30 protein-coding genes are annotated in these 26,269 nt (G+C 68.4%); 16 read left to right on the top strand and 14 right to left on the bottom strand.

Translation table 11 applies throughout. The features are described 5' to 3' along the window. The first annotated feature begins 292 nt into the window (after positions 1-292). From sdhC to EV643_RS46545, 6 genes are all read left to right on the top strand, one after another. The gene (gene sdhC / locus EV643_RS30165; protein ID WP_133803564.1) at positions 293-670 is read left to right on the top strand and encodes a succinate dehydrogenase, cytochrome b556 subunit; all 378 of its coding nucleotides are present in this window, start codon (positions 293-295) and stop codon (positions 668-670) included. A 1-nt stretch (position 671) separates the two neighbouring features. Then, entirely contained in the window at positions 672-1,136 is a 465-nt protein-coding gene (locus EV643_RS30160) for a succinate dehydrogenase hydrophobic membrane anchor subunit (protein WP_133803563.1), read from the top strand. A 10-nt stretch (positions 1,137-1,146) separates the two neighbouring features. Beyond that, positions 1,147-2,889: a succinate dehydrogenase flavoprotein subunit gene (sdhA, locus tag EV643_RS30155; protein WP_133803562.1), complete on the top strand. Its 1,743-nt coding sequence runs from the start codon at positions 1,147-1,149 to the stop codon at positions 2,887-2,889. Continuing rightward, positions 2,889-3,593, top strand: a complete 705-nt coding sequence (locus EV643_RS30150) for a succinate dehydrogenase iron-sulfur subunit (protein ID WP_133803561.1) — start codon at positions 2,889-2,891, stop codon at positions 3,591-3,593. Before sdhA ends, EV643_RS30150 begins: the two co-directional genes overlap by 1 nt. A gap of 162 nt (positions 3,594-3,755) precedes the next feature. Next, positions 3,756-4,130 (top strand): peptidase inhibitor family I36 protein, encoded by a 375-nt coding sequence (locus tag EV643_RS30145; RefSeq protein ID WP_133803560.1) that lies wholly within the window; start codon positions 3,756-3,758, stop codon positions 4,128-4,130. A gap of 81 nt (positions 4,131-4,211) precedes the next feature. Next, positions 4,212-4,337, top strand: a complete 126-nt coding sequence (locus EV643_RS46545; protein WP_255513054.1) for a hypothetical protein — start codon at positions 4,212-4,214, stop codon at positions 4,335-4,337. Between the two features lie 270 nt (positions 4,338-4,607). Here the strand turns inward: EV643_RS46545 and EV643_RS30140 are convergent, their stop codons facing one another. Both EV643_RS30140 and EV643_RS30135 read right to left on the bottom strand, forming a co-directional pair. Continuing rightward, positions 4,608-5,360 (bottom strand): class I SAM-dependent methyltransferase, encoded by a 753-nt coding sequence (locus EV643_RS30140; protein ID WP_133803559.1) that lies wholly within the window; start codon positions 5,358-5,360, stop codon positions 4,608-4,610. Positions 5,361-5,460: 100 nt separating this feature from the next. Further along, entirely contained in the window at positions 5,461-6,225 is a 765-nt protein-coding gene (locus tag EV643_RS30135; protein ID WP_133803558.1) for a class I SAM-dependent methyltransferase, read from the bottom strand. Positions 6,226-6,601: 376 nt separating this feature from the next. On the opposite strand from EV643_RS30135, the gene EV643_RS30130 reads away from it, so the two are divergent. Both EV643_RS30130 and EV643_RS30120 read left to right on the top strand, forming a co-directional pair. Next, on the top strand, positions 6,602-7,369 hold the full coding sequence (locus EV643_RS30130; RefSeq protein ID WP_133803557.1) for a metallophosphoesterase family protein: 768 nt from the start codon (positions 6,602-6,604) through the stop codon (positions 7,367-7,369). A gap of 554 nt (positions 7,370-7,923) precedes the next feature. Further along, positions 7,924-8,598, top strand: a complete 675-nt coding sequence (locus EV643_RS30120) for an alpha/beta fold hydrolase (protein ID WP_133803555.1) — start codon at positions 7,924-7,926, stop codon at positions 8,596-8,598. Positions 8,599-8,702: 104 nt separating this feature from the next. Here the strand turns inward: EV643_RS30120 and EV643_RS30115 are convergent, their stop codons facing one another. The 3 genes from EV643_RS30115 to EV643_RS30105 form a co-directional block, all read right to left on the bottom strand. After that, positions 8,703-9,494 carry a class I SAM-dependent methyltransferase gene (locus EV643_RS30115; protein WP_133803554.1) on the bottom strand — a complete coding sequence of 264 codons (792 nt, stop codon included), beginning with the start codon at positions 9,492-9,494 and terminating at the stop codon, positions 8,703-8,705. A gap of 69 nt (positions 9,495-9,563) precedes the next feature. Continuing rightward, a complete protein-coding gene (locus EV643_RS30110) occupies positions 9,564-9,863 on the bottom strand; it encodes a hypothetical protein (protein ID WP_202869829.1) in 300 nt (99 codons plus the stop codon). 217 nt (positions 9,864-10,080) lie between these two features. Beyond that, the gene (locus EV643_RS30105) at positions 10,081-10,374 is read right to left on the bottom strand and encodes a hypothetical protein (protein ID WP_238165895.1); all 294 of its coding nucleotides are present in this window, start codon (positions 10,372-10,374) and stop codon (positions 10,081-10,083) included. Positions 10,375-10,457: 83 nt separating this feature from the next. On the opposite strand from EV643_RS30105, the gene EV643_RS30095 reads away from it, so the two are divergent. Further along, entirely contained in the window at positions 10,458-10,682 is a 225-nt protein-coding gene (locus EV643_RS30095; protein ID WP_133803552.1) for a hypothetical protein, read from the top strand. Between the two features lie 50 nt (positions 10,683-10,732). Next, positions 10,733-11,026 carry a hypothetical protein gene (locus EV643_RS30090; RefSeq protein WP_133803551.1) on the top strand — a complete coding sequence of 98 codons (294 nt, stop codon included), beginning with the start codon at positions 10,733-10,735 and terminating at the stop codon, positions 11,024-11,026. 8 nt (positions 11,027-11,034) lie between these two features. Here EV643_RS30090 and EV643_RS30085 read toward each other — a convergent pair whose 3' ends face one another. Continuing rightward, positions 11,035-11,460, bottom strand: a complete 426-nt coding sequence (locus EV643_RS30085) for a DUF2000 domain-containing protein (RefSeq protein WP_133803550.1) — start codon at positions 11,458-11,460, stop codon at positions 11,035-11,037. A 289-nt stretch (positions 11,461-11,749) separates the two neighbouring features. Between EV643_RS30085 and EV643_RS30080 the strand changes: the two genes are divergently transcribed. The 3 genes from EV643_RS30080 (at position 11,750) to EV643_RS30070 (ending at position 13,982) form a co-directional block, all read left to right on the top strand. After that, a complete protein-coding gene (locus tag EV643_RS30080) occupies positions 11,750-12,073 on the top strand; it encodes a hypothetical protein (RefSeq protein ID WP_133803549.1) in 324 nt (107 codons plus the stop codon). 272 nt (positions 12,074-12,345) lie between these two features. Beyond that, the gene (locus EV643_RS30075) at positions 12,346-12,942 is read left to right on the top strand and encodes a copper resistance CopC family protein (RefSeq protein WP_133803548.1); all 597 of its coding nucleotides are present in this window, start codon (positions 12,346-12,348) and stop codon (positions 12,940-12,942) included. A gap of 8 nt (positions 12,943-12,950) precedes the next feature. Then, positions 12,951-13,982 (top strand): CopD family protein, encoded by a 1,032-nt coding sequence (locus tag EV643_RS30070; RefSeq protein ID WP_133803547.1) that lies wholly within the window; start codon positions 12,951-12,953, stop codon positions 13,980-13,982. 4 nt (positions 13,983-13,986) lie between these two features. On the opposite strand, the gene EV643_RS30065 is transcribed toward EV643_RS30070, so the two are convergent. Then, positions 13,987-14,814 carry a M55 family metallopeptidase gene (locus EV643_RS30065; RefSeq protein WP_133803546.1) on the bottom strand — a complete coding sequence of 276 codons (828 nt, stop codon included), beginning with the start codon at positions 14,812-14,814 and terminating at the stop codon, positions 13,987-13,989. A gap of 55 nt (positions 14,815-14,869) precedes the next feature. On the opposite strand from EV643_RS30065, the gene EV643_RS30060 reads away from it, so the two are divergent. After that, the gene (locus tag EV643_RS30060) at positions 14,870-15,661 is read left to right on the top strand and encodes an AraC family transcriptional regulator (protein ID WP_133803545.1); all 792 of its coding nucleotides are present in this window, start codon (positions 14,870-14,872) and stop codon (positions 15,659-15,661) included. Positions 15,662-15,665: 4 nt separating this feature from the next. On the opposite strand, the gene EV643_RS30055 is transcribed toward EV643_RS30060, so the two are convergent. From EV643_RS30055 to EV643_RS30030, 6 genes are all read right to left on the bottom strand, one after another. After that, positions 15,666-18,422, bottom strand: a complete 2,757-nt coding sequence (locus tag EV643_RS30055) for a helix-turn-helix transcriptional regulator (protein WP_133803544.1) — start codon at positions 18,420-18,422, stop codon at positions 15,666-15,668. Between the two features lie 111 nt (positions 18,423-18,533). After that, positions 18,534-19,268, bottom strand: coding sequence for a FadR/GntR family transcriptional regulator (locus tag EV643_RS30050; protein ID WP_238165894.1), 735 nt, complete (start codon positions 19,266-19,268; stop codon positions 18,534-18,536). 184 nt (positions 19,269-19,452) lie between these two features. Then, complete coding sequence (locus tag EV643_RS30045; protein ID WP_133803543.1) at positions 19,453-20,241, bottom strand: 3-oxoacyl-ACP reductase; 789 nt, start codon at positions 20,239-20,241, stop codon at positions 19,453-19,455. Positions 20,242-20,246: 5 nt separating this feature from the next. Further along, positions 20,247-21,605 (bottom strand): aldehyde dehydrogenase family protein, encoded by a 1,359-nt coding sequence (locus EV643_RS30040; RefSeq protein WP_133803542.1) that lies wholly within the window; start codon positions 21,603-21,605, stop codon positions 20,247-20,249. Continuing rightward, positions 21,602-22,360: a gamma-glutamyl-gamma-aminobutyrate hydrolase family protein gene (locus EV643_RS30035; RefSeq protein ID WP_133803541.1), complete on the bottom strand. Its 759-nt coding sequence runs from the start codon at positions 22,358-22,360 to the stop codon at positions 21,602-21,604. The genes EV643_RS30040 and EV643_RS30035 overlap by 4 nt, the downstream gene beginning before the upstream one ends. Beyond that, positions 22,341-23,705: a glutamine synthetase family protein gene (locus tag EV643_RS30030; protein WP_133803540.1), complete on the bottom strand. Its 1,365-nt coding sequence runs from the start codon at positions 23,703-23,705 to the stop codon at positions 22,341-22,343. Before EV643_RS30030 ends, EV643_RS30035 begins: the two co-directional genes overlap by 20 nt. A 161-nt stretch (positions 23,706-23,866) precedes the next feature. On the opposite strand from EV643_RS30030, the gene eat reads away from it, so the two are divergent. Next, a complete protein-coding gene (eat, locus tag EV643_RS30025; RefSeq protein WP_133803539.1) occupies positions 23,867-25,306 on the top strand; it encodes an ethanolamine permease in 1,440 nt (479 codons plus the stop codon). Further along, the gene (locus EV643_RS30020) at positions 25,306-26,133 is read left to right on the top strand and encodes an LLM class flavin-dependent oxidoreductase (protein ID WP_133803538.1); all 828 of its coding nucleotides are present in this window, start codon (positions 25,306-25,308) and stop codon (positions 26,131-26,133) included. Before eat ends, EV643_RS30020 begins: the two co-directional genes overlap by 1 nt. Here the strand turns inward: EV643_RS30020 and EV643_RS46540 are convergent. Then, a complete protein-coding gene (locus EV643_RS46540) occupies positions 26,112-26,243 on the bottom strand; it encodes a hypothetical protein (protein WP_255513053.1) in 132 nt (43 codons plus the stop codon). The genes EV643_RS30020 and EV643_RS46540 overlap by 22 nt on opposite strands. Between the last annotated feature and the right edge of the window lie 26 nt (positions 26,244-26,269).

Here is a 26,269-nt window from a genome sequence, read left to right as displayed (position 1 = left end):
ATCCCCTCTCTTTCGGCTCCCCCACGCTAAGCCGAGGACAGGTCCGCCGACAGGGGCCAATCAGGCAGGGATCCCACGGGCCACTGAGCGACCAGTGACCTGGAACACTGCCGAGAGCGATGTCACACGGGACCGGGGCTGAAAGGGTTCAGGGCAGCGATAGCATCAAGACCGGCCTGGTATCCCCTCCGGGCCGAGCCGACCGCGGCCCCCTCTGCCACGCGGACCCCATGCGCCCCAGGAGTCGCCGCGCTCGCCGGCTCTCGGTCTGTCGTCCGATCGGAGGATCGGTTTGCCCAGCAAGCCAGCTGGCACGCTGTACCGCGGCCATGAAGGCATGTGGTCGTGGGTCGCCCACCGGATCACCGGTGTCGGGATCTTCTTCTTCCTCCTGGTGCACGTGCTCGACACCGCACTCGTCCGGGTCTCCCCGGCGGCGTACAACGAGGTGATCGGCACCTACAAGAACCCGATCATCGGCCTGCTCGAGGTCGGGCTGGTGGCCGCGATCCTGTTCCACGCCTTCAACGGCATCCGGCTGATCCTGGTCGACTTCTGGGCCAAGGGCCCGCGGTACCAGCGCCAGATGATGATCGGCGTCGGTGTGGTCTGGGTGGTCCTGTTCGTGCCGTTCGTGATCCGGCACCTGAGCCACGTCTTCGGAGGCTGAGATGACGACCCCAGAGATCGCCCAGCCCCGCTCGTCCACCCGGGCGGTGTCGCTGAAGGGCGGCGGCCGGAACCGGTCCGGCCAGACCAACTTCGAGCTCTACAGCTGGCTGTTCATGCGGCTGTCCGGGCTCGCCCTGGTGGTGCTGGTGCTCGGCCACCTGTTCGTGAACCTGATGCTCGGCGGCGGGATCACCGCGCTCGACTTCGGCTTCGTGGCCGGCAAGTGGGCCAACCCGCTGTGGCAGGTGTGGGATCTGCTGATGCTGTGGCTGGCGATGCTGCACGGCACCAACGGGCTGCGCACGATCACCAACGACTACGCCGAGAAGGACCAGACCAGGTTCTGGCTGAAGGCGCTGCTGATCACCGCCTCGATCGTGATCGTGGTGCTCGGCACCCTGGTCATCTTCACCTTCGACCCCTGCCTCGACCCCAGCTCCACGCTGTCGGTCTGCAGCAAGTAAGGACCGGACAATGCAACGGCATCAGTACGACGTGGTGATCGTCGGCGCGGGTGGCGCCGGGATGCGCGCGGCGCTGGAGAGCAGCAAGCGGACCCGGACCGCGGTCCTCACCAAGCTGTACCCGACCCGGTCGCACACCGGCGCGGCCCAGGGCGGCATGTGCGCCGCGCTGGCCAACGTCGAGGAGGACAACTGGGAGTGGCACACCTTCGACACGGTCAAGGGTGGCGACTTCCTGGTCGACCAGGACGCGGCCGAGGTGATGTGCCGGGAGGCCGTCGACGCGGTGCTCGACCTGGAGAAGATGGGCCTGCCGTTCAACCGGACCGCCGAGGGCAAGATCGACCAGCGGTTCTTCGGCGGCCACACCCGCAACCACGGCGAGGCCGTCGTACGCCGCTCCTGCTTCGCCGCGGACCGTACCGGCCACATGATCCTGCAGACCCTGTACCAGCAGTGCATCAAGCAGAACGTCGAGTTCTTCAACGAGTACTACGTTCTCGACCTGCTGATGGTGGCCGGCAAGGCGACCGGCGTGGTCGCGTACGAGCTGGCCACCGGTGAGCTGCACATCTTCTCGGCCAAGTCGATCGTGTTCGCCTCGGGTGGTTTCGGCAAGGTCTTCCGGACCACGTCGAACGCGCACACCCTGACCGGTGACGGGATGGGCATCACCTGGCGCAAGGGCCTGCCGCTGGAGGACATGGAGTTCTTCCAGTTCCACCCGACCGGGCTCGCGGGCCTCGGCGTACTGCTGTCGGAGGCCGCTCGTGGTGAGGGCGGGATCCTGCGGAACAAGGACAACGAGCGGTTCATGGAGCGCTACGCCCCGACCGTGAAGGACCTGGCGCCGCGGGACATGGTGGCCCGGGCGATGGCGAACGAGGTCCGCGAAGGCCGTGGCTGCGGCCCGGACGGCGCGTACGTGATGCTCGACCTGACCCACCTCGAGCCGGCTCACATCGACGCGAAGCTGCCGGACATCACCGAGTTCGCCCGCACCTACCTGGGCGTGGAGCCGTACACCGAGCAGATCCCGGTGTTCCCCACCGCGCACTACGCGATGGGCGGCATCCCGACCAACATCAAGGGCGAGGCGCTGGCCAGCAACGACGACGTCATCCCCGGCCTGTACGCCGCCGGTGAGGTCGCCTGCGTGTCCGTGCACGGCGCCAACCGGCTCGGTACGAACAGCCTGCTCGACATCAACGTGTTCGGCCGCCGGGCCGGGATCGCGGCCGCGGAGTACGCCGCGACCGCGGAGTTCGAGGAACTGCCGGACGCACCGGAGCAGTTCGTCGTCGACCTGGTCGAAGGACTGCGCACCTCGACCGGTGACGAGCGGATCGCGGCGATCCGGGCCGACCTGCAGGCGACGATGGACCTGAACGCGCAGGTGTACCGGACCGAGGGCTCGCTGAAGCAGGCGCTGACCGACATCGAGGCGCTGAAGGAGCGGTTCACCCGGGTCGGTGTGCAGGACAAGGGCAAACGGTTCAACACCGACCTGCTGGAGGCCGTCGAACTCGGCTTCCTGCTCGACCTGGCCGAGGTGCTGGTGGTGTCCGCGCTGGCCCGCAAGGAGTCCCGCGGCGGTCACTTCCGCGAGGACTACGCCAAGCGCGACGACGTCAACTTCATGCGGCACACGATGGCGTATCGCGAGCTCGATGCCGAAGGCAACGTGAACATCCGGCTCGACTACAAACCGGTCGTCCAGACCCGCTACAAGCCGATGGAGCGCAAGTACTGATGGACGTCAAGGTCAAGATCCTGCGGTACAACCCGGAGGTCGTGGACGAGTCCGAGTGGAAGACCTACTCGGTCAGCCTGCAGCCGACCGACCGCGTGCTGGACGCGCTGCACAAGATCAAGTGGGAGCAGGACGGCACGCTGACCTTCCGCAGGTCCTGCGCACACGGCGTCTGCGGCTCCGACGCGATGCGGATCAACGGCCGCAACCGGCTGGCCTGCAAGACGCTGATCAAGGACCTGAACCCGGAGAAGGAGATCACCGTCGAGCCGATCAAGGGCCTGCCGGTGCTCAAGGACCTGGTCGTCGACATGGAGCCGTTCTTCGACGCGTACCGCTCGGTGATGCCGTTCCTGGTCACCAGTGGGCACGAGCCGACCCGGGAGCGGATCCAGTCGCAGGCCGACCGGGACCGGTTCGACGACACCACCAAGTGCATCCTCTGCGCCGCGTGCACGACGTCCTGCCCGGTGTTCTGGTCCGACGGCCAGTACTTCGGCCCGCAGGCGATCGTCGGCGCGCACCGGTTCATCTTCGACAGCCGGGATGAGGGCACTGAGCAACGACTGGAGATCCTGAACGACAAGGAGGGCGTCTGGCGCTGCCGGACCACCTTCAACTGCACGGAGGCCTGCCCGCGCGGTATCGAGGTGACCAAGGCCATCCAGGAAGTCAAACGCGCCCTCATCTTCCGTCGCGTCTGATCCCGCCACGCCGGGGTTTGTGTCGACTGGGCAACAACTTCTCCACACCGGTATCTCAGTGGTGCGGCGGGCAGATGTCGACAGCTGCCTGACAGCGGTCTGAAAGCCGGGACGCCTTGGATTGAAGGCGTTCTGAGAGATCCGCTGACAGAAGGAGTGAAGATGTACCGCAAGCGCGTAGCCGCCACCCTGGTCGCTGGAGTGGCCGTCGCAATGTTCGGCGCCATCAACCCTGCGACTGCCTCGGAAACCGCCCCGGCCGCCGGGTCGGTGCGGATGTGGGAGGACCCGAACTACACGGGGAGCCAGTACGTCGACGCGACACCCGCCAACTGCCCGGACGGGTGCGACATCGACGGGTGGGACGGTGACAACGAGATCTCGTCGGTCCGGAACGAGACCAACTGCACCGTTCGTCTGTACGCCGACGACAACTTCGGCGGCCGCTCGGTCGACCTGGCGGCCAACACCTCGTACTCCAACCTGGAGCAGATCGGCTTCGACAACGAGGCCGATAGCTTCCAGTTCAAGTGCTAGCAGGCAGTTTCTGATCGGAATGCAACCAACTCTGCCCTCCCAGGAGTCGTCTGACTGTACGGATGACTCCTGGGAGGCCGGATGGGAGACGACGAAAGCCTGCGCGACCTGTACGACGGCTGCTACCGCCGGCTGGTCGGGCAGCTGTACCGCGCCGATTCGCGAAGGTGGACAACCCCGAGGCCTGGCTGCGAACCGTCGCGCTGAACGTGGTCCGAAGCAGATTCCGCCGATCGACCCGGTACCACGGGCTGCTGGCTCGCGCCGCTGCCGGACCACCGCCCTCCGACGTACCAGGGCTGTCACCTGATCACGTCGTCCTCGTCGACGCGTTGAGACAGCTTTTAGAGGGCAGACTTATGTGTCGTGCACTGTCGCACTGAGGTGGTCTTTGGACAGGTGCACGACACCCCGCTCCCGCACCGTCGACAGGCACTTCTACAGTTTGCTTGACCGAGACTGTGCTCTCGCCTTCATTCACGCGGACTCGCAGATGCAGAGTTGAAGCGGCGAATCCACGGCAAATGGCCGACCGAACCAATCGCCGAAGCGCTCGACGAGCCGAAGGCCGCCGAGCGAGAGGAGCAGCGGCAGCTCCTGCGGGAAGATGCTCCTGATTTCGAGCGGTGCGACGACGAACTCGGGCTCGGAGTCAGTCGAGAGGTACCACGTCCCGCGTGTAACTTGCGCAGGCGCATCGTAGATCTCAGCGACATCGACGCTGACGTTGCCACGGTCAGGATCCATGAACGACAACGACTCCCGGGTGCGCCGCACGCCATCGGCTTCGGCAAGGAGGCGAACGCTCGGGTTGAATACATCGAAGACGAACCGTGCTCCAGGTGCCAGGTGTCTTCGGACCGACCGGAAGCAGCTCACCAGATCTTCAGCCTCATGCAGATGCAGTAGAGAATTGGCTGTGATGAACACGAAGTCGAATGTGCGGCCCAGATCGAAGGCCCGCATGTCGCCCTGCATCCATTCCACCGCTATACCGCGCTCGTCCGCCTTACGCTGAGCCTCAGCCAGCATGTCTGACGAGAAGTCCATGCCGACGCACGGATGCCCGTCGGACGCGATGGGGATCAGCTTGTGCCCGGTGCCGCACCCGAGTTCCAGTACGCGCCCGCCTTGCCGATTGACGTCGGCCCGGTAGAAGTCGACTGCGGGCCCGCCGCCCGGGAACATCAGGTCGTACAGCCTCGCGTGCGAGTAGAACGCTTCACTCATTAAGCGCCTCCTCCTTTCCGACTCATCCGCGGTCAGCCGTGATGGCCTGCTGATTCAAGCGTGCACCGCCGGCGTGTCTGCCGGTGGCGCGGGCGTCGTCCTAGTGGTGGCGGCGGGCGAGGTGGGCATGGATCTCGGCGTTGAGTTCCACGGTTTCGGGCAGGACCTGGAGGATTCGGCGGAAGACCTGGTCTCGGTCGGCGGGTTGCAGCATCACGTACGCCGAGACCGTCGAGAGTTGTCCGATGTAGTCGTGGGCGCTCATCGTCAAGCGCCGTTCGATCACCGACTGGCGGACATCGGTGAACCACTCGGACTGCTGGAGCTCCGTGCCGGGCCATTCCATCGGGCGATCCGCGGGGGGTGTGCCGTCAGGCGACGGGATGCCGTCGTTCTCCAGGTACGGCGAACGTGCCGCGCGCACAGCCTCCTTGAGGGCCGGGTCGGCCAGCTGGATCGGTACACCGAACGAGGCGAACACGCCACCCGGTTGGACGAGTGCGGCCATGCGGGCCCACCGGCCTTCAGGGTTGGTCCAATGGAGCGCGGCAGCCGAATACACCAGCTCGTACGACGAATCCGGCGGCAAGTCCTCGAAGGCGGCTTGCACGGTTGTGACGTTTGCCGGCAGGTGTTTGCGCATCTCCGCGAGCATGGCCGCGTCAGGCTCGGTCGCCGTGACCGCGATCCCTGCCTGCGCGAACAGACGCGTTGCCTTGCCTGTCCCGGCGCCGAACTCGAGGGCGGTCCGGATCGGCCCACCGGCGTACGCGATCACCAGATCGAGGAGTTCCACGGGATACTCAGGCCGGAACCGTTCGTACGCTTCCGCCACCACCCCGAAGCTCAACGCGCGCGCAATCATGCCGGCATCCTGGCACCTTCCACGCCCCAGCGCTTGCCATTTTCCCCCGCCGAAGAGCGGACGTGATGAGGGCTGGTGACCCCTATCTATTGGTGGCGGCCCCTGGAACCGGAGCTACCGCGGCCGGGCGAAAGACACCACGATCAAACGGAGACCACAACACAACGCCGACAATCAGCCCGGCTTGACTTGTTCAGTGAAGGAAGCCATCCCACTTCGGTTATGTGTGTTTGACACTGTCCGGTGGTGGTCGCTGGTCTAGTCTCCGGGCTCATGTCTTCTCCTGGCTGGCGGGTGCATTTCGCTCGTCGTGAGCTGCGACGCTGACCTGCCGCGTCGCCTTGCGTTGGGGCGATCGGGCTGCGAGTGTCGCGGAATGCTGAGCAGTGTCGCGGTTCTGTCCGATGTCCATGGTGTGCTGCCGGTGCTCGACGCGGTGCTGGCCGAGCCCGAGGTCGCCGGCGCCGACGCCGTCGTGGTCACTGGTGATCATGCGGCGGGTCCACAGCCGGTCGCGGTTCTGGATCGCCTGACCGCGCTAGGCAACCGTGTCGTGCTCGTGCGAGGCAACGCCGACCGCGAACTGGTCGCGCTAGCCGAAGGCAGGCCGTCGACCGTCGGCGAGCCCTACGAGATCGACATGTGGGCCGCCAAGCAGCTGTCGCCCAAGCACGTCGCACTGCTCGCGGGCCTGCCCCACCCCGTGACCCTCGAAGTGACGGGCTTCGGCCCGGTGCTGTTCTGCCACGGCTCCCCCCGCGACGACGACGAAGTCGTGCTGGTCGACACCCGACTGGACCGCTGGGCCGAAGCATTCGCCGACCTACCGGCCGATGTCCAGACCGTGGTCTGCGGGCACACCCACATGCCATTCACCCGCCTCGTCGATCGCCGGCTAGTGATCAACCCAGGCAGCATCGGCATGCCCTACGGGCGCCCAGGCGGATCCTGGGCACTCCTGCGAGACGGAGCCGTCACGCTGCGATCGACCGCGGTCGACATCGACGCCGCGATCGCTGATGTCATCGCCGACTCGAACTACCCCGACCGGCGCGACTGGGCCGAGTACTACCTCCGAGCCACCTCAAGCGACGCCCAGGCCCTGACCTCCTTCGCACCACGCGACGGCCGCTCAACCAGTTGAGCACTCAGACGTGTCCCATCAACACACCGCCAGTAAGACGCCCACAGCGGACAACGGACAGGTAACGAAACCCTGTCAATAACTTCGGCTCATACCTCGACCCGCCCGGCAGCCTTCTCCCCAGGCACGCCTCCACCCCTTGAGCCGTACCGCTCGCGCATCCGCGGGAAGCCAGCTCGAAGTCCACCGGCCCAGCCAGCCCCACCGGCAGATCCACCATCACGCCATCACCGCAGGTCCGCGACACCTGTCGCGCACAGCAACCCACCCGACACCAGCCACCTGACCAGGCATAAGGCACCCCCGGCGACATGGCCGTGCCGCTCCTGCACATCGTGCCCAGCAGGCCCGACGCGGAGCGCCTCATCCCCATGAGTCCGGAGCTGGTGACGGTGCTGCTCGCGGTACAGCGCCGCGCCAAGGCCGGCGGAGCGCACGTGCCGCTATCGCCGCCGCTGACGCCCCGGCTCGTTGACCTGGGTACAACTGTCGGCGCTCTCACATAGCATCCCGGCAACTGGCCTGAGTGTGACTCGCCGGCTCCAGGAGGTGTCGTGGACGCGGTGCGCTGGAAGACTGCAACGTTTGCCGGTCATCAGCTCCGATACGCGGTGGCCGGGAGCGGCCCAGCGGTGGTGATGCCGAAGAAGGACCGCGGCTCGTATGTACCGTTCGAGCGACTCGCGGACCAATACACGATGGTGCAGATCGAGCCGCTCGGGTTCTGCCGAAGCGACCGCCCAGACCCCTACCCCTCAGCCGGCATCCACGAACAGATCCTCGCGGTCTGCGACCAAGAAGACATTCCCGAGTTCGCGGTGTGGGGCTTCTCGCAGGGTGGCGCAATGGCCTGCACGATCGCTCAAGCAACTCCCCGGGCTCGCCTGATGGTGTGCGGTGGGTTCAACGTGCTGCGTGGTTTGTCCGACGCGTGGCTTGCCCGGATGAACCGAGAGCGTCGCGTCCCGGTCGGCAGCCGAACGTTCTGGAACTGGTTCCATAGCTACAACTGGCACGCCGAGCTTCGTCAGATGGCAGTACCGAAGTTGATGTACTGGGGCACTCTGGACGCGCAGCGCGTATCGCTCAAGGACCAGCACATCCTTCGCGGTCTTGGGATCGATGTCGCCGAATTCGCTGGTCTTGACCACGGCGGCTGCGGTCTCGGCGATCCTGACAGCCCAGCAACGGCCGTGGTGGCCGATTGGCTGCAGCGCCATGGGTGGTGACCTGACAAGGCGACGCACGGTCAAGACCGAACCCAAACCGGGTCAGCGAAGTTAGTGGGGGTCGGCTGGCACAGCGCTCCACTTGGCCAGTCGGAGAGGCTGGGTCAGCCTGGCTTGACCGCCAGCGTCGCAAAATAGTTCGACATGTATTGGGCGGATGCGTTGGATTGGTCCGGTGCTTCTGCGAAGCCGGTGAGGACGAACCCCGCGGCGAGTTGCCCGCCGATCTGGTCGGTGAGGGTGTGACTATATTCAAGAGGGGCATCCGCGCCGAACTTCGTGGCGCGTTCCTCGGCGGAGTACTGCGTGACATCGCTGTAGGGCAGCTTGTGCACGACGACCAGCTCGCCGCGCTCGTCGAGGGCCTCGTGGTCGAACAAGTACACATCAGGGTTGAGGAAGCCCACGAGCAGAGTTCCGCCCGGTCGCAGGACGCGGAAGCACTCACGCCACACCGGTGCCAAGTCGGGTACAAATAAGTTCGAGACCGGGTGGAACACAACGTCGAATGCTGCGTCGCCGAAGGCGCTGAGGTCGCGCATGTCACCCAGGACGGTGCGCAGCTCGAGTCCGTCGCGCGCCGCCACCATCTGGTCCTGGCCGAGCTGGCGGGGCGAGTTGTCGAACACGGTGACCCGCGCCCCCGCGGCGGCGAGGATCGGACCCTGCTGGCCACCGCCGGAGGCCAGGCACAACACGTCCTTGCCGGTCAGGTCCGTCGGCAGCCAGGAGCGGTCGACTGGCTCACGCCCGATGAGAACAATCGACCAATCGCCCATGCGGGCGCGCTCGACATCCTCAGCACTCACCGGCCTCGACCACTCGTTGCCCTCCTGGACATACTTGTCCCAGGCTGCCCGATTATGGGCACCGGGGTCGACGACAATGTCCTGCACTTTTAACTCCCTGCTACAGCCAAGCGGACACCAGCGGTACTGACAGTTCGGTGCCGCTAGCCAACACGATCACAGGTGCGGGCTCAACGAAATTACCGGGCGTCGAGGTGCCCACGTGACGTGCCAACGGTCCACGGCGGTCTGCCAGACCCCGGTGACCTCGTCGGGGATCCATCTCGGCCGGCCTCGGCGGATCTCGTCGATACCGAGCATCTGCATCGGCTCGGGCTGGGCCGGCAGCACCGCCCGGGCGTGACTGGTGAACGCCGCCGCGACGACCGGCCAGGACAGCGCATGGTCCCGGGCCGCCTGGACGACCGTGCGGCCCTGATCGGCCACCGCCGCCCCGGCCGCAGACAAGTTGCCCATAGCCACAGTGTGACCCCGGTGCCTTGACTTGGTCCCGCTCGGACAGGTGACGACCCAGCAACAACCCACCCATCGACGAATCAGAAGGCAGCAGGGCTTCACCTCAATCAGATGACGTTGACGGCGTCCAGCAAGCGAGCGGCAAGCTGGGCGTCGCCAGTGACTGTGACGTCGCTGTCGCGCCAGGACGACCGCTGCGTGCCCCAGTCGGGGAAGGTCAGCGCGGGGCGGTGATGTGCGCGGCCACCTTGTCGTCGGATGGGGTGAGGACGCCGGCTTCGTCGATCCACCAGGTCCCGCCGCCGGGGCCGGTGAGGGTCAGGGCGACGCGGGCGTCGAGCCCGGCGATTGGCGCCTGCGCGATCTGGTTGCTCAGTACGGCGATCATCCAGGTCAGGACCGCGCGCATCCGGTCGGCGTCGGTCGGCGGTGCACCCCGGCCGAGTGCGGGGGCCATGTCGTGGCGCAGGTGTGTGTGGTGGTCGAAGACGCTAGGGGTTCCGGAGGGCACGGTGAAGGCTCGGTTGACGCGGGGGCGGGCGCGGCTCGCTCCGCTGGTTCGTGAGTTCGCGGATGATGCCGAGGAGGTCGGCCATGTCTGAGCTGAAGGAATTGTCGTGGTCGGTCCAGGAGAAGGTCGAGCCGGTGCCGTTCGAGCAACTGGAACGCCGCGGCATACGGCGTCGCCGGCGGAAGCAGGCGCTAGCCGGGGTCGGGGTCGCGGCGGCCACCACAGGCGGTGGGCTGCGGCCTGGAACGGGTGCCCAGGTGGGTCCTGCAAGAACAGTGCGGTGCTCAGGCGGGACGGTCTGCGGGTGACCGCTCCGGCGAGCGACCTCGAGTAAGCCGTACTGCGGAACGGTGACGACGTGATCGCCGGGACCGTGCTGGCCGCGGATTCCTTCAGCGCAAGCGATCCGAGCTGGGCCAAGGCCGTATTGGTGCGACTGACCGCGCAGGGTCGGGCGGTGACACCGCTGCGGTATGCCAGGGCCACGCAGACCTTCGGCGCGGACGAGATCCTCACCACCGAGCTGAGCCAGAGTCGCGAGCTGCTGGTGCTTCCTCTGGGCTCCAGGATCGACAACGCCCCGGTCGCGATGACGAAGGCCGTGACGAGCACCGATGACGGCAGGAGTTGGCAGGCCTTCGAACCCCGGTGAGAGGTTGGCTAGGGGTGCATCAGGGCGCCTTTGAGGATCTTGTCGACGGCGTTCTTGGGGCCGTGCAGGGCCAGTCCGACCAGGTCGAGCTTGTCCTGAGCAACCGCTCGGACGGCGGCTCGGTTGTCCCGATCGTTGCCGGTCGCAAACAGATCCGCGGTGAAGATCGAGTGCGGCAGCTGCCGGCTCAGGACCCGGCCGTGCGCGCTGCTGAGGAACTCCATCGAGCCCTCGAACACCAGCACCGGCTGGCGGAACATCGGCAGGTACGGCGTGCCGTCGGCGTCCGCGTAGGGTTCGCCGACCAGCTCGGGCGACGTCGCGGCGATCCCGCTGATCAGGAACGCGGTCACGTTCAGTCGCTGCCAGCCGGCCAGATCGTCACGCAGCAGCACCGCGATCTTGGTGTCGAATCTGATCAGTTCGTTGCTCACAGCACCACTTTGCCGGTGAGAGCCCGACCGGGTCTTGTACGTTTCTTGCCTGCCGACTCAGCAAAACCGGTCGCACGTAAATTCCGTGTGACCCCGTAATGCCAATCATTGGTCAATATCAAGGAAGTACTTGTGGGCCATCTGCGGCCTCAATACATTCCTTTCAACGCGCAGCGTGACCCGTTCGATACAGCGAGTCCGAAGCGTTCATTTGATGGCCCACTCTCCCGGGCCATTCGTGTGGTGCCCGGACGGCAATCCGGGCACCCCAATCACAAGGAGATCCAACGTGCCCAAGCTCAAGACCCGCCTCGTCACCGTCCCGCTGGCCGGTATCGCCCTGGCCCTCGCCGGCGGGTTGTTCGCCGCCACCAGCGCCTCGGCGCACGAGAGCCCGACGCCGGTCGGCAACGTCGGCGACGCGGTGCAGTACGGGACCCACGCGGTCCAGCTGCACCTGGACGCCCCGATGCTGGGCCTGAACCCGGCCATCGACGACCCCTACGGCTACGTGTCCGGCCACGTGCTCGGCACCGGCGTCAACATCGTCTCCTACACGCTGACCGGCCACCCGATCGCGGACGACCACACCGGCGAAGACCACGACCACTGATCCCGATCGGATCGGCGGGCGCTGACCGCCCGCCGGACCCGGGAGCCCGTACTCGCGGAAGTCGACTCCGCGAGTACGGGCAGTCGCCGTAGCCGGTAATTCGCGGCCGGCGTCCCAGGTCGAAGTTCTCACACCAACAAAATACCGGTGAGAGGTTTCCTGGCGATTTCGGAAATGCCCGCCGACGTTACGAATCAATTTCCGGCGGTGCGTCCCGAGGTGCACCGCCACAGCATTTCGCCCCGCAATTCCTTCGTGCCTGGAGGACCCAGATGATACTTTCTCCGCTTGCCCGAACCGCGACCCGTTCCGCGCTGCCGGCGGCTGCCGCCCTGGTGCTGGCACTCGCCCCCGTCATCCCCGCCCAGGCCCATACCGGACTCGTCGGCAGTACGCCGGCCGACGGCTCCCAGCTGACCTCGAACCCGGCCGAGCTGCGGCTCAGCTTCGACCAGACCCTGCAGCCCGTGCCCGGCTGGGATGCGATCGTCGTGACCGGCCCGGACGGAGTGAGCCGGCCGGTGCAGTCCGTCAGCGTCGACGGCAAGAGCATCGTCGCCGCAGGCAACCAGTTCGGACCGCAGGGCCGGTACGCGATCAGCTACCGGGTGATCTCCGGCGACGGCCATCCCGTCGCGGGCCACATCTCCGTCGTACTGGGCGGGGCCGGCTCCGGTTCGCTGGTGACCAACGCCCTGGCCGCCCCGAAGGGTGGGGTGCCGGCCTGGATCTGGATGCTCGAGCTGGCGGTCGCGATCTTCCTGCTGCAAGCGTTCCTCCGCTCCCGCTCGGCAGCCTGGGTCGCCGTCCGGCCGGCCAAGGCGCGCTTCGACCACGGCGGCCGCCTCGACTCCGCCTCCCACGGCTAAGGACCTGCATGGAGACCACCACCGTCACGGCTCCCGTCCGGCGATCGGGGCGCCGGACGTTGGTCTTCGCCGGGATCGCCGCGCTCAGTGTCGTCGCACTCGTCTGGGCGATCATGGTCACCCGCCCGGACCCCGAACCGGCCGTCGCGATGACCAGTCCCGGCCTCGCCTACACCACCCCACTGGCCCGGTTCGCCTCGAACGCGGCCGCGATCGCCGCCGTCGGTTCTGCGCTCTTCCTGCTCCTACTGGGGGCCGCAGGGAGAGCGCGGTACGCCGCCATCGCCGACCGCGCCCGGGTGATCGCGGTCGGCGCCGGCCTCATCTGGGTCACCGCGAGCACGACGACCTGGTGGTTGCAGGCCGCATCCGTCTCCGAGTCCGGATCCACGATGCCGTTCGCCGGCCTCGCGTCGTACGCGCTGCGGGTGTCGTCGGGCCGCGCGCTGGTCGTCACCGTGCTCGCGGCCGCGGCCTTCACCCTGCTCGCACTCACGAAGCCGCACAACTGGTGGGCCGAGGGTTGCCTGGCGGTCGCGTTGATCGGTCTGATCGCGGTCCCGCTGACCGGGCACGCGTCGCAGAGTACGGCGATGTGGCTCACCTCGCCGGCGATCTGTCTGCACCTGTGCGCGGTCAGCCTCTGGGTCGGCGGGCTCGCGCTCACCGCCGTACTGGTGTCGGCTCACCGGTCGGCGCTCGCGCTCGTGTTGCCGCGTTTCTCAACCGTGGCAGGGCTTTCGCTCGCGACCGTCGCCGTCACTGGGTTTCTGCTCGCGGGTCCCCGGCTGCTCAAGGACGCGACGCCGGACCCCTTCGCGCTGGTCAATGTGATGATGCACAGTCCGGCCGGCTGGCTGGTCACCGGCAAGCTCATCGGCCTGATGCTGCTGGCGGCGACCGGCGGCTACATCCGGCAGTTCCTGATGCCTTCGGTGCAACGCGAGGAGACGTCTGGACTGGCCAAGCTCGCGACGGTCGAGGTCACGCTGATGGCCGTCACCATCGCGCTGGCGACAGCGTTGGCCCGCCCGCTCTGACCTGTCAGCAGTACGGCGGGTTGGTGGTGACGGCCGTTGCCACCCGCAAGTAAAGGCAGAACAGCCGATAGAGGTCGAGCATGACGCCCTCGACCACGACGGTCCGGTCGTCGCGCCGTTCAACCCCCGGGATCGCGATCAGGTGGGCGGGGACAGACGCGGATTGCCAGCGGACGGTCAAGGTACGACGCTCCGCGGGCGTCGGCACGGAAGGGATCCGGCCAAGCGCCACCGCGGTGGTCGACTCGATCGCCGCGCGGGCCTCGGGGACGGGGACGAGCTGCGCGGCGAACCGGTCCCTTGCGTGCTTGACGGCAACGGTGGAGACCCTGTCGTCCCAGGCGGTCATCTCGGCGCAGGCGGTGTCGTCACCGGTGAGCAGCGCGACCGGGACCCCGAGCGAGGCGGCGGCCGCGTGCAACATCCCGATCTCCCCGACCAGCTGGTCGTCGAGCCACATGTCCTCGATCTCGTGCCCCATGAAGCTGTGGCTGAGTACGCCGAGAACGCCCGCGCGCGAGTGGAATCCGACGCACAGCGCGGCGTCGTACTCGGCGGTCAGTCCCTCGATCATCCCGAACGCCTTCGGCCGGCCCTTGATCAGCGCGGCCCGGGGATCGAGCAGCTCCGGCAGCAGGTTGCGCATCGGGCCGTGCGCGTCGTTCACCAGCACCGACGTCGCGCCGGCCGCGTAGGCGCCCCGGATCGCCGCGTTCACGTCCTCGGTCATCATCACCCGGCCGCGCTCGTAGTCCCGGCCTGGCGGCTGGACATCCTCGGCGTCGACCAGTCCGGTGATGCCTTCCATGTCCGCGCTGATGTAGACCCTCAACTCGCAACCCCTCCTCGGAACCCGTGTCTCCGAGTGGCAGCGTATGTTCTGACCTGTGAGCGGTGACGCGCAGGTCAGTGCGTGGCGTCCCGAGGTGAACGGGATCGTCGAGGTGCTGCACGCGTACTTCCCGTCGCACGCCTACCCCAGTCACACGCACGACGCGTGGACCGTGCTGATGGTCGACGAGGGCGTGGTCCGGTACGACCTGGACCACCGCGAACACGGGTTGGCCCAGGCCCAGATCTCCCTGCTCCCGCCGAACGTCCCGCACGACGGCCGCTCGGTCCGGCCGGAGGGATTCCGCAAGCGGGTGCTCTACCTGGCCCCCGACCAGCTCGGCGAGGACCTGGTCGGCGCGGCCGTCGACCGGCCCGAACTGGTGGACCCGGTACTGCGCCGACGGCTCCACCAGCTGCACGACGTGCTGGTGGACGGCCGCGAGGGATTCGAGGCCGAGAGCCGGCTGAGGCTGATCGAGAAGCGGCTGCGCCAGCACCTCCGCAGGCAGGCCATCGCTCCGCCGGACAGTCGCGACCCCGGAGTCGCCGGGCGGCTGCGCGAGGTGCTGGATGCCAACCTGCCGGACGGCATCACCCTCGACGAGGCGTCGAAACTGGTGCTCGCGCATCCGACCCACCTGGTCCGCGCGTTCACCCGCGAGTACGGCATGCCGCCGCACCGGTACCTCACCGGCCGCCGGGTCGACCTGGCCCGGCGGTACCTGCTCGAGGGCCGCCCGGCCGCCGAGGTCGCCGGGCTGGCCGGTTTCTACGACCAGTCGCACCTGACCCGGCATTTCCGCCGGATGCTCGGCGTCAGCCCCGGCCGCTTCGTCAGACGCTGACCCCTCAGGAGCCGCCGCGGTCGACCGTGCGGAGGAGCTGGGTGCGGTTGGCGACACCGAAGCGGCGGTAGAGGCGGGTGAGCTGCGACTCGACGGCCTTGACGCTCAGGTAGAGCGCGGCGGCGATCTCGCGGTTGGTGGAACCGTCCCGGACCATCGCGACGATCTGCAGCTCGTTGTCGGTTAGCTCGGACGGCTGCCGGCTCCGGCTCGGGACGTCGAGCCGGGCCAGCTCGGTCTCGGCCACCTCGCGCCACGCGGGCGCGCCGTACGACTCGAACTGCTCGATCGCGTCCAGGAACGCGGTCCGGGCCACCGACCGGCGCCGGGCCTGCCGGGCGACCCGGCCTCGGGTGAGCTCGCAGCGGGCCAGGTCGAGCGGGTAGAGCTGGTCGCCCGCGGAGGTGATCGTCTTCTCCAGCAGATCCAGCGCGGCGGCCGGATCGCCCTGCTTGGCGATCAGCAACGCCTCGGCCCGGGACAGGCCGATCTTCACGACCTCACGATCTAGCGTCTCGGCCCGGTTCCGGATCTCCGCGATCAGCGCGGCCGCGTCGTCCAGCCGGCCGGCGGCGACCAGGGCCTCGGCGTAGTCCGCGTGCCAGGGGATCACGGCCGGGTCGTACGGCATCGCGGCCTCGCCGGATTCGGCGATCGCGTCGAACGCCTCGACCGCGCGCTGCGGATCCCCGGTCAGTACGCCGACCAGGCCGACGCTGGCCAGGGCCGGTCCGGTCCACTCGTCGTTGCCGATCGAGCGGACCGCCTCCAGCGCCGCCTCGGACAGCTCGCGCGCCGCCGTCGCCGTACCGCCGGCCCATTCGGCCCGGCTGGCGATCACCAGGCCGACCTCGGGCTCGTCGCCCAGGTCCTGCATCAGCTGCAGGCACTCATGTCCGGCGGCGAGTGCCTCGGCGCCGCGCCCGCTCCGCTCGTAGATCGCGGTCGCGGAGATCAGCACCCCGGCCAGCCAGCGGATCGCGCCAACAGCGCGGACCTCGTCGACCAATGTGCTGATCCCGGCGATCGCCTCGGTGGTCCGGCCGCGGAACAGCTCCCGCATCGCGGCCATCTGCCGGGCGAGGATCACGGTCTTGGTCAGCGGCAACCCGATCGCCAGCTCACCGGCCTGTTCGAGCAACCGGTCCGCCGCTTCGCCGCCGCCGACCGAGATCTCGACCGAGTTCGCCGCGCTCAGCGCGTCCACCAGCACCTCGGTGTCGTCGCACTTGCGAGCCAGCTTCTCGGCCACCCGGGCAGCCTCGCGGGCCTCGTCGAGCCGGCGGTCGAAGTACGCGCTGTGGCTGCGCACGATCCACACCTTCGCCTCGAGCCGCTCGTCGCCGGCGGCCGCCTCGAAGGCCTCGGTCAGCAACTCGATCCGCTGGTCGTGCTCGGACCACGCCGCATCCACCAGCAGCAGAAGGGCAGGCACCTTCACGTCCGCCCGAGTCGCAGCCCGTACTGCGAGCCGGGCCATCTCGGCCGACTCCACCAGATGGCCGGCAGCGGCCGCATCGTCGGCGGCTCGGGTGAGGCGACGTCCGCGGTCGTCGGGCTGGTCCGCCGGGGTCCGCTCGGCAGCGAGTCGCCAGAGGGTCGCGGCGGCTCCGAGCGCACCACGGCCGCCCGCGGTCACGGCCGCCTCCTCGATCGCGGTCGCAAGATCCGCATCCGCTTCCTGGGTGGCCAGCGCCCGGTGGGTCGCGTTCTCCACCGGCTCCTCGACCACCGAGGCCAGCTGCGCGTGCGCCTGCCGACGGGCCGCGGACGTCGCCTCGGCGTACACGAACTCGCGCAGCAACGGGTGGTTGAACCGCAACCGCTCCGAGGAGACGTCGATCAATCCGAGTCCCTCGGCCTCGGCGAGCTCGGCATCGATTGGACGGCCCAGCGAGTGCGTCAGCTGGGCCGTGGTCGGCCGGGGCGACGAGGCCGCGTGCAGCAACAGCTCGTGGGTCGCCGTACTGAGATCGGCCAGCCGATCGCCCAGCAGCGTCTTCAGCCGGCTCGACACCGGAAGTGGATCGTTGGGCGAGACCCCTTGCGGGTGCCGCAGCACAGCCCGGCCCAGCTCCAGCGCCATGAACGGATTGCCCCCGCTCGCGGCATGAATCCGGCGCGCCGTCCGCACCGGCAGTGGGCTGGACAGCCGGTTGCGCAGCAGAGCCAGTACGTCGGGCTCGCCCAGCGGCGGGACCTCCAGCTGCAGCACCGGCTCGGGGCAGGCCTCGGCCATCAGCGGGAGATCGCCGTCGGCCACCTGCTCGGTGGCGAGCATATGCACGCCCTCGGTCAACCTGCGCGCGCAGAAGGTCAGTACTTCAAGACTTGACGGGTCGACCCACTGGATGTCGTCCACGACCAGCAACACCGGCCCGGACGCCGCCAGGCGACGCAGTACGTGCAGGACGGCCAGGCGCACGGCCAGCTCGTCGCGGACGGTGTCGGGGGCGCTCGCCTTGAGCAGGGCAACCTCGAGGGGCTGCCGGAGATGGTCGGGGAGCACCTGCCAGGCCAGCTCGAGCTGGTTCGAGAGGAGGTCGAGGAGGGTGACATACGGCAGACCGGCCTCGCTCTGGGAGGGCGCCGCACTGAGCACCCGCCAGCCGGACCGGGCCCGCTCGGCGACGAGAGCGCGCCCGACCGCGGACTTGCCGATCCCGGTCGGCCCGTAGAGCAGCACGCTGCCGCTGGTCTCGAGCTGCGTCCGCGCACGCTCGACCAGCCCGGCGCGCCCGACCAGCTCGTCGTCAGTCATCGATCCACATTCTCCCCGAAGGATTACATTCGCCGACATCACAGTCGAGCGCCAATCGACACGGCGAGTGTCACACACCGAAACCCGTCCGCCACCCCCTCGACACCATAATCAGGTGAGGAAGGCTCGCAGCAGCGCGGCGGTGCCGGCCAGGTGTTCCTGCATGGCCTGGCGGGCGGCCGGTGGGTCGGCGGCGAGGATGGCGTCGATGACGGCCTGGTGCTGCTTGTCCGAATGCTCGATATTCCGCTCCAGCAGTGGGATCGCGTCGAGCAGGGCGTTCAGCCGCATCCGGACGTCGGCGACCGCGGTGGTCAGCGACGGCGAACCGCTCACCTCCGCGATGGCGAGGTGCAGCCGGGAATCCATCCGGCGGTAGTCGGCGAGCTTGGCGGCCGCGGTGTCGGCGAGGCACCGTTCCAGGTGGGCGCGTTCGGCGGGGCCGAGGTCGCGGGCGGCTGCCGCCTCGGCCGCGCCGACCTCGAGGGCCGAGCGGAGGATCAGGGCGTCGTCGAGACCGCCGCCGAGTTCCTTCGCGAGTTTGCGGGGACCGACGCGGCGGGGTTTGGGGAGGCGTTCGTTGACGAACGTCCCGCCGTACCGGCCGCGCCGTGACTCGACGTACCCGGCCTCGGTGAGCGCGCGGATCGCCTCCCGCAGGGTGACGCGGGAGACGCTGAGCCGGGCGGCCAGGTCGCGTTCGGAGGGCAGCCGCTCGCCCGGGGCGACCACGCCGAGCTTGATCGCCTGCAGCAACCGCTCGACGGTCTCCTCGAACGGGTTGCCGGCCCGAACCGGCCGGAACAACGCGTCCCCAGCCCGCGCCTCCTCCAGCAAACCATCCACCTTCTCCCCGCTCAGCGTCCCCGTCAGCTTAGGCCGTGTCTGATGGTTTCCTGCAGTCGCGAGCAGGTGCTCGGTGCGGTAGCTCGGTGTGCTGGAGTGAAGGCCTCGATGCGGTGTTCATCGTGGCCTTTGCTCCAGTGCAGCGAGATGCCGTGCCGAGTGCCGCGCAGCACGCAGGAAACCGTCAGACATGGCCTAAAGGCGTCACGTAGGCGCCTGAGATACCGCCGTCGACCAGGAAGGTGTTGGCGGTGATGAAGGACGAGTCGTCGGAGGCCAGGAAGGCCACCGCGGCGGCGATCTCCTCGGGTTCGCCGAAGCGGCCCATCGGGACGTGGACCAGCCGGCGCTGGGCCCGCTCGGGGTCGGAGGCGAACAACTCCTTCAGCAGCGGGGTGTTCACCGGCCCCGGGCAGAGCGCGTTGACCCGGATGCCCTGGCGGGCGAACTCGACACCCAGTTCGCGGCTCATCGAGAGCACGCCGCCCTTCGACGCGGAGTACGAGATCTGCGACGTGGCGGCGCCCATCACGGCGACGAAGGAGGCGGTGTTGATGATCGAGCCCTTGCTCTGTCGCTGCATGTACGGGATCACGGCCTTGCAGCACAGGTAGACCGAGGTCAGGTTGACCTCCTGGACCTTGCGCCACGCGTCCAGCCCAGTGTCCAGGATCGACGCGTCCTCAGGCGGTGAGATGCCCGCGTTGTTGAACGCGATGTCGACGCTGCCGAAGACGTCGTCGGCCTGCTTGAACAGGTTGTCCACCTCGGCCGCGCTGGTCACGTCAGTCGGTACGAACAGCCCGCCGACCTCGTCCGCGGTGGTCTTGCCCGCGTCCGGGTCGAGGTCGCCGATGACGACCTTCGCGCCCTCGGCCGCGAGCCGCCGTACGCTGGCCAGCCCGATCCCGCTGGCGCCGCCGGTCACCACCGCGACCCGGCCGTCGAGCCGATGAGCGTGCACGTCTGTCATTTGGATTAGTCCTCCGTGGAGATGAAGATGTTCTTGGTCTCGGTGAACGCGGCCAGCGCGTCCGGCCCGAGTTCACGGCCGAGCCCGGACTGCTTGAAGCCGCCGAACGGCGTGGAGTAGCGCACCGAGGAGTGCGAGTTCACCGACAGGTTGCCCGCCTCGACACCACGTCCCACCCGCAGCGCGCGGCCGACGTCGCGGGTCCAGATCGACCCGGACAGCCCGTACTGCGAGTCGTTGGCGAGCCGAACCGCGTCGGTCTCGTCCTCGAACGGCGCGACCACGACCACCGGCCCGAAGATCTCCTCGCGCATCGCCGGCGCATCGGGCGACACCGGCGCGAGCACGGTCGGCGGGAACCAGAACCCGGGCCCCTCCGGCATCGACCCACGGAAGGCAACCGCGGCCTCGTCCACATACCCGGCGACTCGCTCCCGCTGCTGCGCCGAGATCAGCGGCCCCATCTCGGTCGCCGTGTCCGCCGGATCGCCGACCTTCACGCCCTTCACAGCCGGCTCCAGCAACTCCAGGAACCGGTCGTACGCCGACCGCTCGACCAGGATCCGCGACCGCGCGCAACAGTCCTGTCCCGCGTTGTCGAACACCCCGTACGGCGCCTGCGCGGCCGCCTTCTCCAGGTCGGCATCCGCGAACACGATGTTCGCCGACTTCCCGCCGAGCTCGAGCGTCACGCGCTTCACCTGCTCCGAGCAGCCGGCCATGATCTGCTTGCCCACCTGCGTCGAGCCGGTGAAGACCACCTTGCGGACGGCGGGATGCATGACGAACCGCTGCCCCACCACCTTCCCCGCACCCGGCACGATCTCCAGCACCCCCGGCGGCAGCCCGGCCTCCAACGCCAGCTCCCCCAACCGCATCGCGGTCAACGGGGTCAGCTCGGCCGGCTTCAGGACGACCGTGTTCCCGGCCGCCAGCGCGGGCGCGAAACCCCAGCCCGCGATGGGCATCGGGAAGTTCCACGGGACGATCACGCCGACCACGCCCAGCGGTTCGGCGAAGGTGATGTTGATGCCGTCAGCAACGGGAATCTGCCGACCGAACAACCGCTCCGGCGCCGCCGAGTAGTAGTGCAGGACGTCCCGGACGTTCCCCGCCTCCCAGCGGGCGTTGCCGATCGTGTGCCCGGCGTTCTCCACCTCCAGAGCGGCCAGGTTCTCCAGGTCCGCGTCGACCGCGTCGGCGAACCGCCGCAGTAGCCGGCCGCGATCCGCCGGACTCACCTCGCGCCAGCTCTCGTACGCCGTGGCCGCGCGCGCGATCGCCGCGTCCGCGTCGGCCTCGGTGGCCAGCTCGATCGTCCGGACCACCTTCTCCGTGGCCGGGTTGATCACGTCGTGCGTCACTGGTTTCTCCTTGCAGCCTTGTTTGCGGCGCTGATGAGTGCCGTGAACAGCCGCAGGTCGTCGGGGTTCTCCTCGGGGTGCCACTGGACGCCGATCGCGAAGTCGTGTCCCGTCACCTCGGCCGCCTCGACCGTGCCGTCCCCCGCGCGGGCCGTGACCTGCAGAGTCGGCGCGACCACGTCGATGGCCTGGTGGTGGTAACAGGCCACGGTGGATCGGTCGCCGAAGAGCCGCCCGGTCAACGTGTCCGGCTCGACCTTGACCTCGGTCTGGCCGAAGACCGCGGGCGACGGCCGATGCTCGTCGTGCGCCACCCTGTCCGGCAGGTGCTGTTGCAGCGTCCCGCCGAGCGTCACGTTGAGCATCTGCAGTCCACGGCAGATCGCCAGCAACGGCAGGTCCGCGTCGAGCGCGGCCCGGATCAGGATCGCTTCATGCTCGTCCCGCCCCGGCCGCGTGTCGACCGTCTCCGGGTGCTGCGCAGCGCCGTACGACGCGGGGTCGACATCACAACCGCCCGCGATCACCAACCCGTCAAGCAGTTCCAGCACGGTCGGATCGGTCCCGACCGGCGGAAGCAACACCGGTACGCCGCCCGCCGCGACCACGGAGTCGAGGTACACACGGGGCAGCAGGGCCGCGTCGCGTTCCCACACTCCCCAGATGGTCGGTTCGAGGTAGGTCGTGATCCCGATGCGTGGCTTGTGAGATTCCTTCCCCGCCCCACCGCCCCGGTCAGAGTCGTTCGAAACCACGGACCAGCTCCCAGTCGGTGACGGCCGCGTCGTAGGCGTCGAGTTCGACCCGGGCCGCGTTGACGTAGTGGTCGACCATCTCGTCGCCGAACGCCTCCCGGGCGATCTTCGACCCGCCGAACAAGGCCGTGGCCTCGCGCAGCGTCGTCGGCACGTGCGGCTTGTCGCTGGTGTAGGCGTTGCCGGCCAGCAGCGGTTCCATCTCCAGCTCGTTCTCGATCCCGTGCAGGCCGGAGGCGATCAGCGCGGCGACCGCGAGATACGGGTTCACATCACCGCCGGGCAGCCGGTTCTCCACCCGGAGCGACTCGCCGTGGCCGACCACCCGCAAGGCGCAGGTCCGGTTGTCCAGGCCCCAGGCGACCGCGGTCGGCGCGAAGCTGCCGGGCACGAATCGCTTGTAGGAGTTGATGTTCGGCGCCAGCAGGTAGGTGAGCTCGGGCAGGCAGGCGAGTTGGCCGGCGATGAACTGCTCCATCAGCACCGAGAACCCGTGCTCCCGATCCCCCGCCAGCACCGGATCCCCGGTGTCCGAGCGGAAGCTCAGGTGGATGTGGCACGAGTTGCCCTCGCGTGCGTCGTACTTCGCCATGAACGTCAGGCTCTTGCCGTGTTTGGCCGCGATCTCCTTGGCCCCGGTCTTGTAGATCGAGTGGTTGTCGCAGGTGGCCAGCGCCTCGTCGAACCGGAACGCGATCTCCTGCTGGCCGAGGTTGCACTCGCCCTTGGCCGACTCGACGTACAGGCCGGCGCCGGTCATCGAGTTGCGGATGTCGCGCAGCAACGGCTCGATCCGGGCGGTGCCGAGCAACGAGTAGTCGACGTTGTACTGGTTCGCCGGGTCGAGGTCGCGGTACCGCTTGGTCCAGGCGGACTCGAAGGTGTCGTTGAAGACGATGAACTCCAGCTCGGTCCCGACGTACGCCTTGAGGCCGCGCTCGGCGAGCCGGTCGAGCTGGGCCCGGAGGATCTGCCGCGGGCTGGCCGGGACCGGCGAGCTGTCGAGCCACTGGACGTCGCAGAGCACCAGCGCGGTGCCCTCCAGCCACGGCAGCAGCCGCAACGTGTCGAGATCCGGCGCCATCAGCAGATCGCCGTACCCGCGCTCCCAGGAGGACATCGCGTACCCGTCGACGGTGTTCATGTCGACGTCCACCGCGAGCAGGTAGTTGCAGCCCTCGGTGCCGTGTTTGAGCACTTCCTCGACGAAGTAGCGGGCGCCGCAGCGCTTGCCCTGCAGGCGTCCCTGCATGTCGGTGATGGCGACCAGAACGGTGTCGATCGTCCCCTCCGCGACCAGGTCGCGAAGGTCCTGCACGGTCAGCTTCCCGGAGATGGCGGCCACGGTCGCTCCGTTCTATTGGTCTACGGTCAGTCCATTGGATTCGATCCAGGGTACTGCTGTCAACGCGAGATCCGCGGTTTCTCTTGACAGCGCCCCGGCGTACGGGGAACCTCATGCCAACCCCGCTAGTGGTATGCCGGTAGACCATTGGAGGTCCCGCCATGAGCCGGAAGAGTTCACGCGTCGACTATCAGCAGGTGGGCAAGGAGTACCTGGAGCACCGCCAGCTGAAACGCGGTGCGGCCGGTTGGGTGCTGCTGGCCGGTCTCGGCGTCGCCTACGTCATCTCCGGCGACTTCGCCGGCTGGAACTTCGGGCTGGCCGAGGGCGGCTGGGGCGGCCTGCTGATCGCGACCGTGCTGATGGCCACGATGTACACCTGCATGGTGTTCGGGCTGGCCGAACTGGCCTCCGCGATCCCGGTCTCCGGGGCCGGCTACGGGTTCGCCCGGCGGGCGCTCGGACCGCTCGGCGGGTTCGCCACCGGCACCGCCATCCTGATCGAGTACGCGATCGCACCGGGCGCGATCGCCGTCTTCATCGGCGGTTACGTCGAGGCGCTCGGCCTGTTCGGCCTGACCTCCAGCTGGGTGGTGTACCTGGCCTGCTACGTGATCTTCGTCGGCATCCACCTGTACGGCGTCGGCGAGGCGCTCCGGCTGACGATGGCGATCACCGCGCTCGCGGTCGTCGGCCTGGTGGTGTTCGTGATCGCGATGATCCCGAAGTTCGACGCCGACAAGCTGTTCGACATCGTGCCGAACAACGCGGCCGGGGCGAGCGACTTCATCCCGTTCGGGTACGCCGGCGTGCTGGCCGCGCTCGTCTACGGGATCTGGTTCTTCCTCGCCGTCGAAGGCGTCCCGCTGGCCGCCGAGGAGGCCCGCGATCCGCGCAAGGACATGCCGCGCGGGATCATCACCGCGATGGGGATCCTGCTGGTCTTCGCCGCCCTGATGCTCGTCTTCACCGCCGGCGGCGCGGGCTCGTCGGTCGTCTCCGACTCCGACAACCCACTGCCACTGGCACTCCGTACCGCGTTCGGCGGGGACACCTGGGTCGCGGACTTCGTCAACTACGTCGGCCTCGCGGGCCTGGTGGCGAGCTTCTTCTCCATCGTCTACGCGTACTCCCGGCAGCTGTTCGCGTTGTCCCGGGCCGGCTACCTCCCACGCTTCCTGTCCGTGACGGGCAAGCGCAAGACGCCGTACCTCGCCCTGGTGGTCCCCGGCGCGATCGGCTTCCTGCTGGCCGCGATCACCCAGGACGGCGCGTTGCTGATCAACATCGCGGTCTTCGGCGCGACAGTCTCGTACGTGCTGATGATGCTCGCCCACATCGTCCTGCGCGTCCGCGAACCAGGCCTGGACCGCCCGTACCGGACCCCCGGCGGCGTTGTGACGACCGGCATCGCGCTGGTCCTCGCGATCACGGCCGTCGTCGCCACCTTCTTCGTCGACGAGAAGGCCGCCGCGATCACCGCGGGGATCCTGCTCATCGCGATCGCCTACTTCTGGTTCTACAGCCGCCACCACCTGGTCGCCTCCGCACCGGAAGAAGAGTTCGCCGCCATCCAGCAGGCCGAATCGGAGCTCGGTTGATGCGGTCCGCGATCTGGGTGCCGTTGTTCGATGCGTTGGCGGAGCCTGCGGCCGTGGTGCGGCTGGCGGTGGAGGCTGAGGAGGCCGGGTGGGACGGGTTCTTCGTTTGGGATCACGTGAACTGGCGGGCGCCCGTTCGGGCCGTGGCTGATCCGTGGATCGTGATGGCGGCGATCGTGGCGCGGACCGAACGATTGCGGGTCGGGCCGATGGTGACGCCGGTGGCCCGGCGCCGGCCGGCGAAGCTCGCACGGGAGACGGCGACGCTGGATCAGCTGAGCGGCGGACGGCTGACGTTGGGGGTCGGGCTCGGGAGCGACCGGTTCGGGCGCGAGTACTCGGCGCTGGGTGACGAGACCGACGATCGGGTCCGGGCCGAGTTGCTAGACGAGTCGCTGGAGATCCTCAAGGCGGCGTGGACCGGCGATCCCGTCGACCATCAGGGCAAGCACTTCACGGTCGACGGGATCTCCTTCGAGCCTCGCCCGGCCCAGCGACCCGGGGTGCCGATCTGGGTCGCCGGGTACACGGGCAAGACCAGGCCGATGCGCCGCGCCGCGCAGTACGACGGGTTCTTCCCCGTCAACCTCGAACACCCGGACCAGGTCGCCGAGGTCGCGGCCACGATCGGATCACTCCGCGCGCCCGCGACCACGACTTACGACATCGCGGTCGGGCTCCCACCCGATGCCGATCCGGCCCCGTACGCCGAAGCCGGGGCGACCTGGCGGTTGGTCGCGTTCGGCCCGAACGACCTGACCGTCGACGAGGTCAGAGCCGTCGTCCGGGCCGGACCCGGGTGGGATCAGGACGACGTGACCGAGTAACTGTTGCTGGTGAAGTTCATGCCGCCGCTGGACGAGGTGATCTCGAAGCCGAACTGCACCTCGTTCATGGTGGCGTCACCGATCCAGCCCCGGCCGCGGATCCAGTTCATCGGATTGGTCGCGGGGAAAGCCCGTC

The sequence above is a fragment of the Kribbella caucasensis genome, assembly GCF_004361855.1.
GTDB lineage: Bacteria > Actinomycetota > Actinomycetes > Propionibacteriales > Kribbellaceae > Kribbella > Kribbella caucasensis.
This window is presented reverse-complemented; position numbering and strand designations above follow the sequence as displayed.